The organism is Streptomyces globosus, assembly GCF_003325375.1.
Classification (GTDB): domain Bacteria; phylum Actinomycetota; class Actinomycetes; order Streptomycetales; family Streptomycetaceae; genus Streptomyces; species Streptomyces globosus_A.
This window is the reverse complement of sequence record NZ_CP030862.1, coordinates 6,604,702-6,615,000: the sequence shown is the minus strand read 5'-3', so window position 1 is coordinate 6,615,000 and position 10,299 is coordinate 6,604,702. Positions and strand designations below refer to the sequence as shown.

Annotated in this window: 6 protein-coding genes and 2 rRNA genes (1 of these 8 only partly in view); 3 read left to right on the top strand and 5 right to left on the bottom strand. The window is 68.3% G+C overall.

What is annotated here, in order from left to right; all coding sequences use genetic code 11:
* The 3 genes from C0216_RS29375 to C0216_RS29365 all read left to right on the top strand — a co-directional run.
* Positions 1-2,609, top strand: a 23S ribosomal RNA gene (locus C0216_RS29375); it begins 509 nt to the left of the window's first position.
* Between the two features lie 75 nt (positions 2,610-2,684).
* Positions 2,685-2,801, top strand: a 5S ribosomal RNA gene (gene rrf, locus C0216_RS29370).
* Between the two features lie 109 nt (positions 2,802-2,910).
* Positions 2,911-3,477: a GNAT family N-acetyltransferase gene (locus C0216_RS29365; protein WP_114058156.1), complete on the top strand. Its 567-nt coding sequence runs from the start codon at positions 2,911-2,913 to the stop codon at positions 3,475-3,477.
* Between the two features lie 3 nt (positions 3,478-3,480).
* Here the strand turns inward: C0216_RS29365 and C0216_RS29360 are convergent, their stop codons facing one another.
* Genes C0216_RS29360 through C0216_RS29340 form a run of 5 tightly spaced genes read right to left on the bottom strand, consistent with a single transcriptional unit; the run spans position 3,481 to position 10,201 of the window.
* Complete coding sequence (locus C0216_RS29360) at positions 3,481-5,031, bottom strand: type VI secretion protein (RefSeq protein WP_246042737.1); 1,551 nt, start codon at positions 5,029-5,031, stop codon at positions 3,481-3,483.
* 37 nt (positions 5,032-5,068) lie between these two features.
* Entirely contained in the window at positions 5,069-6,487 is a 1,419-nt protein-coding gene (locus tag C0216_RS29355; protein ID WP_114058155.1) for an ATP-binding protein, read from the bottom strand.
* 18 nt (positions 6,488-6,505) lie between these two features.
* On the bottom strand, positions 6,506-8,041 hold the full coding sequence (locus C0216_RS29350; protein ID WP_114058154.1) for an SCO6880 family protein: 1,536 nt from the start codon (positions 8,039-8,041) through the stop codon (positions 6,506-6,508).
* Positions 8,042-8,058: 17 nt separating this feature from the next.
* Positions 8,059-9,384: a hypothetical protein gene (locus tag C0216_RS29345; RefSeq protein WP_114058153.1), complete on the bottom strand. Its 1,326-nt coding sequence runs from the start codon at positions 9,382-9,384 to the stop codon at positions 8,059-8,061.
* Positions 9,374-10,201 (bottom strand): hypothetical protein, encoded by an 828-nt coding sequence (locus tag C0216_RS29340; RefSeq protein WP_114058152.1) that lies wholly within the window; start codon positions 10,199-10,201, stop codon positions 9,374-9,376. Before C0216_RS29340 ends, C0216_RS29345 begins: the two co-directional genes overlap by 11 nt.
* Positions 10,202-10,299 lie beyond the last annotated feature (98 nt).

Genomic DNA, 10,299 nt, shown 5'->3' with positions numbered 1-10,299 from the left:
AAGCCTAAATATTCCCTGGTGACCGATAGCGGATAGTACCGTGAGGGAATGGTGAAAAGTACCGCGGGAGCGGAGTGAAATAGTACCTGAAACCGTGTGCCTACAAGCCGTGGGAGCGTCGGACGTGCTTGCACGTCTCGTGACTGCGTGCCTTTTGAAGAATGAGCCTGCGAGTTAGCGGTGTGTAGCGAGGTTAACCCGTGTGGGGAAGCCGTAGCGAAAGCGAGTCCGAACAGGGCGTTTGAGTTGCACGCTCTAGACCCGAAGCGGAGTGATCTAGCCATGGGCAGGTTGAAGCGGAGGTAAGACTTCGTGGAGGACCGAACCCACCAGGGTTGAAAACCTGGGGGATGACCTGTGGTTAGGGGTGAAAGGCCAATCAAACTCCGTGATAGCTGGTTCTCCCCGAAATGCATTTAGGTGCAGCGTCGTGTGTTTCTTGCCGGAGGTAGAGCACTGGATAGGCGATGGGCCCTACCGGGTTACTGACCTTAGCCAAACTCCGAATGCCGGTAAGTGAGAGCGCGGCAGTGAGACTGTGGGGGATAAGCTCCATGGTCGAGAGGGAAACAGCCCAGAGCATCGACTAAGGCCCCTAAGCGTACGCTAAGTGGGAAAGGATGTGGAGTCGCAGAGACAACCAGGAGGTTGGCTTAGAAGCAGCCACCCTTGAAAGAGTGCGTAATAGCTCACTGGTCAAGTGATTCCGCGCCGACAATGTAGCGGGGCTCAAGCGTACCGCCGAAGTCGTGTCATTGCAGCAATACTCCCAACGGAGGCTGTGATGGGTAGGGGAGCGTCGTGTGCCGGGTGAAGCAGCCGCGGAAGCGAGTTGTGGACGGTTCACGAGTGAGAATGCAGGCATGAGTAGCGATACACACGTGAGAAACGTGTGCGCCGATTGACTAAGGGTTCCTGGGTCAAGCTGATCTGCCCAGGGTAAGTCGGGACCTAAGGCGAGGCCGACAGGCGTAGTCGATGGACAACCGGTTGATATTCCGGTACCCGCTTTGAAACGCCCAATATCGAGGCGAGCGATGCTAAGTCCGTGAAGCCGTCCTGGATCCTTCGGGTGAAGGGAAGTGGTGGAGCCGACGAACCGGACTTGTAGTAGGTAAGCGATGGGGTGACGCAGGAAGGTAGTCCAGCCCGGGCGGTGGTTGTCCCGGGGTAAGGGTGTAGGCCGAGGGGTAGGCAAATCCGTCCCTCATACAAGGTTGAGACCTGATGCCGAGCCGATTGTGGCGAAGTGGATGATCCTATGCTGTCGAGAAAAGCCTCTAGCGAGTTTCATGGCGGCCCGTACCCTAAACCGACTCAGGTGGTCAGGTAGAGAATACCGAGGCGTTCGGGTGAACTATGGTTAAGGAACTCGGCAAAATGCCCCCGTAACTTCGGGAGAAGGGGGGCCATTCCTGGTGATAGGTCTTGCACCTTGAGCTGGGGGTGGCCGCAGAGACCAGCGAGAAGCGACTGTTTACTAAAAACACAGGTCCGTGCGAAGCCGTAAGGCGATGTATACGGACTGACGCCTGCCCGGTGCTGGAACGTTAAGGGGACCGGTTAGCTCCATTTCGGTGGGGCGAAGCTGAGAACTTAAGCGCCAGTAAACGGCGGTGGTAACTATAACCATCCTAAGGTAGCGAAATTCCTTGTCGGGTAAGTTCCGACCTGCACGAATGGCGTAACGACTTCTCGACTGTCTCAACCATAGGCCCGGTGAAATTGCACTACGAGTAAAGATGCTCGTTTCGCGCAGCAGGACGGAAAGACCCCGGGACCTTTACTACAGTTTGATATTGGTGTTCGGTTCGGCTTGTGTAGGATAGGTGGGAGACTGTGAAGCGGCCACGCCAGTGGTTGTGGAGTCGTCGTTGAAATACCACTCTGGTCGTGCTGGATGTCTAACCTCGGTCCGTGATCCGGATCAGGGACAGTGTCTGATGGGTAGTTTAACTGGGGCGGTTGCCTCCCAAAGGGTAACGGAGGCGCCCAAAGGTTCCCTCAGCCTGGTTGGCAATCAGGTGTTGAGTGTAAGTGCACAAGGGAGCTTGACTGTGAGACCGACGGGTCGAGCAGGGACGAAAGTCGGGACTAGTGATCCGGCGGTGGCTTGTGGAAGCGCCGTCGCTCAACGGATAAAAGGTACCCCGGGGATAACAGGCTGATCTTCCCCAAGAGTCCATATCGACGGGATGGTTTGGCACCTCGATGTCGGCTCGTCGCATCCTGGGGCTGGAGTCGGTCCCAAGGGTTGGGCTGTTCGCCCATTAAAGCGGTACGCGAGCTGGGTTTAGAACGTCGTGAGACAGTTCGGTCCCTATCCGCTGTGCGCGTAGGAATATTGAGAAGGGCTGTCCCTAGTACGAGAGGACCGGGACGGACGAACCTCTGGTGTGCCAGTTGTCCTGCCAAGGGCATGGCTGGTTGGCTACGTTCGGGAGGGATAACCGCTGAAAGCATCTAAGCGGGAAGCCTGCTTCAAGATGAGTATTCCCACCTCCTTGAGAGGGTAAGGCTCCCAGTAGACGACTGGGTTGATAGGCCAGATGTGGAAGCCCGGTAACGGGTGGAGCTGACTGGTACTAATAGGCCGAGGGCTTGTCCTCAGTTGCTCGCGTCCACTGTGTTAGTTCTGAAGCAACGAACTCGCCATTGCCGGCTTGAGTTCAACTTCATAGTGTTTCGGTGGTCATAGCGTTAGGGAAACGCCCGGTTACATTCCGAACCCGGAAGCTAAGCCTTTCAGCGCCGATGGTACTGCAGGGGGGACCCTGTGGGAGAGTAGGACGCCGCCGAACAATCATTGTGGGAAAGCCCCGCACCAGCTCTGGTGCGGGGCTTTCCTGCGTTTCAGGGCAGATTGAATTGCGGTGCGGTGCGCGCCGGCCCGTGATTGGATCCGGGTGCATGGAACAGTTTGTGACCCGGCCCGTACGGACCGATGAATGGCAGAAGGTCAAGGCGCTCCGCCTGGAGGCCCTCGCCGACCCGCTCGCGCCCATGGCGTTCCTGGAATCCGTCGAGGACGCCGCTGCCAAACCCGACGCGTACTGGCAGGAGCGGGCGCGCGGGGCGGCCGAAGGCGTCCACGTCCGGCAGTTCATCGCCGAGACCCCCGACGGACAGTGGGCCGGCTCGGTGTCCGCCTTCGTCGAGCCCGTCGGCGGCGCCGACTTCCTCGAGCGGACCGTCGACACCGACCAGGCGCATTTCGTCGGCGTGTACGTGCGGCCGGAGTGGCGCGGGCGCGGACTGACCGACGCCCTGTTCACCGCCGCGCTCCAGTGGGCCTGGTCGCTGGAGGAGCCGCGGCTGGAGCGCGTCCGCCTGTTCGTACACGAGGACAACGCGCGGGCCGGCGGCTTCTACCGGCGCTACGGGTTCCGGCCGAGCGGGCTCGTCATCCCCAAGCCCGGCGACCCGGCGGCGAAGGAGCTCGAGTACGTCTACCCCCGGCCCGCGGCCCGGAGGTAGAGGTCACGGAGCCGGAGTACGGGCCCCCGGCCGGGGCGGCGCGGTCGCGTCGGCCGGGGGCTCCGCGGGCCACTGAGGCCAGCGGGACCGGGCCTGCTCGCGGCTGCGGCACAACGCCAGCAGCGGCAGCACGTCCTCCGCGAGGAGGTCCGGCAGCTGCGGGACCGGGGCGACGGCCGCCACGTCCTCCAGGACCAGGGTCAGTGGTGGGTCGAGCCGGCCGCGGGATGACCGTGCGGCCATGCGGCGGCCGTGCTCGACCACGCTCGACGCGAGTGCGGTCAGCAGCGGCATCGCACCCGGGTGGGCCGCGGGTTCCTCCACGGATTCACCCACCACATAGAGGGTGCCCCCCTCCTGCAGGAACGATGCCAGCGCCAGCGCATCCGTTCGGTTCGGATTGCAGGCCTCGCGGATGTGCACCGACGTCAGGCACGCCAGCGCCCGTGCCGTCAGATGCCGGGCCTGGTCCCGTCGTTCGGGATACGCGGTGAGGGCACTCTCCAGCTCCCCGGCAGCCCCTGCCGCCGCCTGCGGGTGCGTGCGCAGGATGCGGACCGCCTCCTGCACCCCGGTTCCCTGTGCCCAGCGGTGCAGCTGCTTGAACGGGCGGCCGTCCAGCGCGGCCGCCTGTAGCCAGCTCCGCACCAGCGTCTCCGCCGTGTCGGCGACAGCCTCGTCCATGCGCGCCCGCGGTCGTACGGGGGCCAGCAGGGCCGTGGCGCGGACGGCCGCGGTGTCCCGGTCCGTGCAGCCCTCCGCCGGGTTCCAGTGCATACGGGCCGGGGTGTCGCACAGGTGCGACGGGTCGTACAGGAGGACCGGGCCCAGCTTCGCGCGGCCGTCCTTCGTGTCCGCCCACAGCGCCGGTGAGGACGTCACGACGAGCGCCGCGCCCTCCGCGGACGCGAGATGGGCCGCCGCCAGGCGGCGGCGCTCGCCCGGGGCCCCGTACGCCAGACGGCCCGCCGGAGCGGCCGCCGGGGCCTCGGCGCGGGGCGGGTGGCCGAAGCCGTACCGGTACGCCTCGTCCGTCGGCCCCCCAGCGGCCGGGGCGGGGACGGCGGGCGCCGGCTTCGGCAGGGGCGGCTTCGGCGGATCCGGCACCGGCACCGGCACCGGCACCGGATCCGGTTCCGCAGCCTGCGCAGTCGGCTCCGGCGGGGCGCTGCGGGCGCGGGCCCGGCGCGCCTTCGTGCGGGCCACGGCGCCGATCACGAACACGGTGAGCACGAAGAGGACCAGAAGCTGCCCGACGAACAGGCCCCAGAAGAGCCCCCAGCCCGACAGCGCCGCCGGGTCCGTCGCCGGCCAGGCGCCCGGCAGGTCGTGCGGCTCCGCTATCAGGGCGCGGACCGCGTCGGGTGTGCGGCCGAACGTGACGGTGGCCGGCCAGGCGCCCTTCGCGAGGAGCGCGGCCAGCCCCGTCGAGGACCACACGAGCACGGCCAGTCCCAGGAGGAACGCGAGCAGGGCGACCAGGAGACCGTCCGGGACGCCGCGGGAAGGGGCAGGGCCGGGGCCGGCCGGGCGTCTCGTGCCGCTCTCGTGCATCTGGTGCCTCTCGTACTCCGCGGGGCTCGCCGGCCCCTCACGCCACCGTCGTCGCGGATCCCGGTCCGCCGCCCTGGTGGCGTTCCATGAGCAGGGCGCGCTGCTCCGCCTCCAGTTCGGCCGCCAGCAGGTCGTCGGGGAGGGGGTGCGCGGTGGCGGACTCCGTCATCGCGCGGTCGGTGTAGACGAGGGGGCGTTCGGCTTCGGTGATCAGGTGTTTGACGACCTGGACGTTGCCGTTGACGTCCCACACGGCGATGCCCGGGGTGAGGGTGGGGATGATCTCCACCGCCCACCGGGGCAGGCCGAGGACGCGTCCGGTGGCGCGTGCCTCGTCGGCTTTCTGGGCGTAGATCGTGCGGGTCGAGGCCATCTTGAGGATGGCGGCGGCCTCGCGGGCGGCCGCGCCGTCGACGACGTCGGACAGGTGGTGGACGACGGCGACGAAGGACAGGCCGAGGCGCCGGCCGAACTTGAGGAGGCGCTGGAACAGCTGGGCGACGAAGGGGCTGTTGATGATGTGCCAGGCCTCTTCGACGAGGAAGATGCGCTTCTTGCGGTCCGGGCGGATCCAGGTGTGCTCCAGCCACACGCCGACGATCGCCATGAGGATGGGCATGGCGATGGAGTTGCGGTCGATGTGGGAGAGGTCGAAGACGATCAGTGGGGCGTCGAGGTCGATGCCGACGGTCGTGGGCCCGTCGAACATGCCGCGCAGGTCGCCGTCGACGAGGCGGTCGAGGACGAGTGCGACGTCGAGGCCCCAGGCCCGTACGTCGTCTATGTCGACGTTCATGGCCTCGGCGGAGCCGGGTTCGGGGTGGCGGAGCTGCTCGACGATGTCGGTGAGGACGGGCTGGCGGTCGCGGATGGTGTCGACGACGTAGGCGTGGGCGACCTTCAGGGCGAAGCCGGAGCGTTCGTCGAGGCCGTGGCCGAGCGCCACCTCGATGATGGTGCGGAGCAGGGCGAGCTGGCCGGTCGTGGTGATGGCCGGGTCGAGGGGGTTGAGGCGGATCCCGCCGTCGTTGGCGGCGACGGGGTCCAGGCGGATGGGGGTTATCCCCAGCTGCTGTGCGATGAGGTTCCATTCGCCGACGCCGTCCTCGCCCTGGGCGTCGAGGACGACGACCTGGCGGTCGCGGAAGCGGAGCTGGCGCAGGACGTACGTCTTCTCCAGGGCGGACTTGCCGTTGCCGGACTCGCCGAGGACCAGCCAGTGCGGGGCGGGGAGCTGCTGGCCGTACAGCTGGAAGGGGTCGTAGATGTACCCCTTGCCGCTGTAGACCTCGCGGCCGATGATCACGCCGGAGTCGCCGAGGCCGGGGGCGGCGGTGGGCAGGTAGACGGCCTGGGCCTGGCCGGTGGAGGTGCGGACGGGCAGGCGGGTCGTCTCGACCTTGCCGAACAGGAAGCTGGTGAAGGCGTCCGTGAGGGCGGACAGCGGGTCTCGCATGGCGGCCTTTCCCTCCAGCTAGCGTCGGATGCCGGTGGCGAACGGCAGGGTGTTGACGAAGGCGCGGTGGTGTTCGCGGTCGCACCACTCCAGCTTCAGGTAGGACTTGCCGGCCGAGGCGCGGATGGTCCTCTTGTCGCGGGCGAGGGCCTCCGGTGAACGCGAGGACACGGTGATGTACCCGACGAGGTTGACTCCTGCCGCACCGCTGGCGAGATCTTCACCTCTTTGGTCGAGCCGGCCGTGGGCGGCGATGTCGCGGGGGTCGACGGTGCGGTTCATCTTCGCGGCGCGGGAGGCGTCCGCTTCGTCGTTGGTCTTCTCGGTGAGCATCCGCTCGATGGCGATCTCGGTGGGTTCGAGGTCCATGGTGACGGCGACGGTGCGGATGACGTCGGGGGTGTGGACGAGGAGCGGGGCGAGGAAGTTCACGCCGACGGGGGTCATGGGCCACTCCTTGATCCAGGCGGTGGCGTGGCACCAGGGGGCGCGGGTGGAGGACTCGCGGGTCTTGGCCTGGAGGTAGGTGGGTTCGACCGCGTCGAGTTCGGCGGGCCAGGCGTTGCGCTTGGTCATGGCCTGGATGTGGTCGATGGGGTGGTCCGGGTCGTACATGGAGTGGACGAGGGAGGCGAGGCGGCCCTGTCCGAGGGGCTGGCGTACCCGGATGTCGGCCTCGGCGAGGCGGGCGCAGATGTCGGTGAGCTCGCGGGCCATGACGATGGCGAGGCCGGAGTCGCGGTCGAGCTTGCGGCCCTTGCGGCCGCCGGCGCGGGCGATGGTGTGGGCCTCGGCGGCGAGTTCGCGCGTGTAGTGCATGCAGGCGACGAGGTAGGCGCGGTGCTGCTCGGAGGAGGTGGAGACCATCGACTGCAGCTGGTCGTAGGAGTCGCGCAGCCAGACGGGGGCGGTGGGGTCGCCGCGCTGGATGACGTCCTTGGCGTGGGCGTCGGGGTCGGCGGGGAGGGTGCGGGCGAGCATCTGGAGGCGGGTGACGAAGCCGTCGCCGTTGGCGACGTGCTTGAGGAGGGTGCCGAAGCGGTCGACGAGGGCCTCCTGGTCCTCGCTGTCGCGCAGGCCCACGCCGGGGCCCTCGATCTCGATGGCCGCAGTGACGGTCCTGCGGTCGGCGTGCAGGAGGACGGCGATCTCGTCGGGTCCGAAGGGTGCGGAGAGCCAGCTGATACGGCCGATGCCGGGGGGCGGGCCGACCTCGACCTCGCGGCCGTCGGCGCGGGTGCCGGCTTCCATGGCGCCGGAGCGGTACGCGGTGCCGCGGCGCAGGATGCGCTTGTAGCTGCGGTTGATCTCGTACCACTTGTAGAAGGTGCGGCCGCGGTAGGGGACGTAGACGGCGGCGAGGGCGAGCAGGGGGAAGCCGACGAGGGTGACGATGCGCAGGGTGAGGTCGGGGACGAGCAGTCCGCTCATCATGCCGAGGAAGGCACCCGCGATGATCAGGGCGATCTCGCCGGTCTCGCGGTTCTTGCCGATGACGGCGTTCGGCCGGGCGCGGCCGATGAGGTAGGTGCGGCGGGGCGCGACCGGGTGCATCTGGTGGGACTGGGCCGTCAACGCCCGTCACCTCCTGTGTTCCTCGTGCTCGTCGAGCTCGTGCGGGGCGCGGGTGCGGCGGCGGGGAGGGTTCCGCTGCCGCCGCCGGTGGGGCGGCTGCTGTGGGCGGCCACGCCTCCGGAGAGGGGGTTGGCGGGGGCGGGGGTGGTGCCGCCGCCGGAGCGGTGGGCGCCGCGGCTGCTGTGGGTCTTGATGCCCTGGGAGACGAGGGAGGCCGGGCTGCTGATGACGGCGGCGGCCTGGGCGCCGTCGGTGGCCTTGGTGCGGCCGGCGCGGGCGGCGGCGATGTCGTCTCCGAAGCCGGGGACGAAGCGGTAGATCATCGCGGAGGCGAAGATGGCCAGCAGGATGATCGCGAGGCCGGAGACGACGGCGGAGAAGGCGTTGGGGCCCTTGTCGCCGGCGAGGGCGCCGGCGAGGCCGAGGACGATGACGATGACCGGCTTGACGAGGATGACGGCGATCATGATGCCGGCCCAGCGGCGGACGTGGCCCCAGAGGTTGCGGTCGACGAGTCCGGAGTAGACGACGACGCCGAGGAGGGCGCCCACGTAGAGGAGGGCGGCCCGGATGAAGAGTTCGAGGAAGAGGATTCCGGCGGCGAGGACGGTCACGAGGGAGACGACGATCAGCATGATCGGGCCGCCGCCGATGGAGTCGCCCTTCTTGAGGGCTTCGGTGAAGGAGCCGAAGAACATGTCGGTCTGGCTGCCGCCGGCGGAGGCGATGACCTCGGTGACGCCGTCGGTCGCGGAGACGACGGTGTAGAGGATCAGGGGGGTGAAGGCGGAGGCGAGGACGGTCAGCCAGAGGAAGCCGATGGCCTCGGAGAGGGCGGTGGCCAGGGGGACGCCGCGGATGGCGCGCTTGGCGACGGCGAGGAGCCACAGGACCAGGGTGAGGACGGTCGAGGCGGCGAAGACGATGGCGTACTGCTTGAGGAAGGCGTCGTTGGTGAAGTCGACGTTCGCGCTGCCGTTGACGGCTTTGCCGAGCTCGGTGACGATCCAGGCGGCGGCGTCGGCGCAGCCCTTGGCGAGGGAGCCGAGGGGGTTGAGGGCGTCGGCGGGGTCGGTGGGGGCGAGGCCGGTGCGGGGGGCTCCGCCGGTGGCTGCGCCGCGGTCGCAGTATTCGCGTGCCGGGCCGGCGATGAGGGCGCACGGGTCGTTGGTCGCGCCCGGGGTGGGTGTGGGCGAGGGCGAGCTGCCAGGGGGCGGGGTGGGTGCGGCTGTCGCGCGTGCGGCCAGGAGGATCAGGGCCGTCTGCATGGCGGCGGCTGCGGCGCCGATGCGGCGGAGCGGGAGCGTGCGGCTACCGGGCATAGGTGAACCCTCCGAATTCGGTGACGGCCTTGCCGATCTCGCCGGAGGTGGACACCGGGTTGTCTCCGGTGACGGGGGTGGGGCCGTCCTTCTGGGTCGTTGTGGCGACCTTCCAGTCGGATCCGTTCCACCTGAGGGTCATGGAGATGGTGAACCATCCGCTGGTCACGGGCCGGGTGGACTTCTCGCCGGTCAGGCCGAACATGCCGATGCACCAGACGTCGACGGACGCGGTGCCGGCGGTGAAGGACGTGACCTTGGTGCCGACGGGGACGGTGCGGCTGACGAATGTGGCGCCGGCCGGGGCGAGGCCCTCTTTGGTGAGGCCGATCTGCGCGAGCAGGCCGGCGGAGTAGTCGGCGTCGAAGCCGGCCTGGAGTCCGGCGCGGGAGGTCTCGTCCGCGACGGTGTCCACGATGGCGTGTCTGCGGGCGGTGTTGAACATGCCGTCGGAGCCCAGGACCACGGCGTAGTTCGCGGCGGCCGACTGGGCGCCCTGTTGGTCGGCGGGGAAGCCCGTCGGGATGCCGGTGTTCTTGCCGTCGACCGGGCGGGTGCCGGTCGGGGCGGTGGCGGAGGCGGCCGGGGTGTCGTCGGTGCCCGCGGGCTCGGGTGTGTCGCCGGACTGGTTGGCGAAGGCGATGGCGGCGATCAGCAGGACCACCACGCCGACCACCGTGACGAGGCTGCGCGAGGCGCGGGGGGTGCGGCGGGGGGCGCCGTACGGGTCGGTGTCGGCGTCGGGGAGGCGGGTGCGGGTCTGGCCCGTGCCGCCGATGTCGCCGTGGCCGCCGCCGTACTGGTCGTCGTTGCTCATTGCCTGTCCGCCCCCTCCGCGTCGTACGACGGTAGTGCTGGTTCCCGCGTGGATGCGGTGTGGTGGTGATCGGGCCCTGGTCCGGATCCGGCGGGCGG

Coding starts and splice junctions, on each gene's coding strand:
- C0216_RS29365 (WP_114058156.1), top strand. CDS start 2,911: ATGGAACAGTTTGTGACCCGGCCCGTACGGACCGATGAATGGCAGAAG.
- C0216_RS29360 (WP_246042737.1), bottom strand. CDS start 5,031: ATGCACGAGAGCGGCACGAGACGCCCGGCCGGCCCCGGCCCTGCCCCT.
- C0216_RS29355 (WP_114058155.1), bottom strand. CDS start 6,487: ATGCGAGACCCGCTGTCCGCCCTCACGGACGCCTTCACCAGCTTCCTG.
- C0216_RS29350 (WP_114058154.1), bottom strand. CDS start 8,041: ATGCACCCGGTCGCGCCCCGCCGCACCTACCTCATCGGCCGCGCCCGG.
- C0216_RS29345 (WP_114058153.1), bottom strand. CDS start 9,384: ATGCCCGGTAGCCGCACGCTCCCGCTCCGCCGCATCGGCGCCGCAGCC.
- C0216_RS29340 (WP_114058152.1), bottom strand. CDS start 10,201: ATGAGCAACGACGACCAGTACGGCGGCGGCCACGGCGACATCGGCGGC.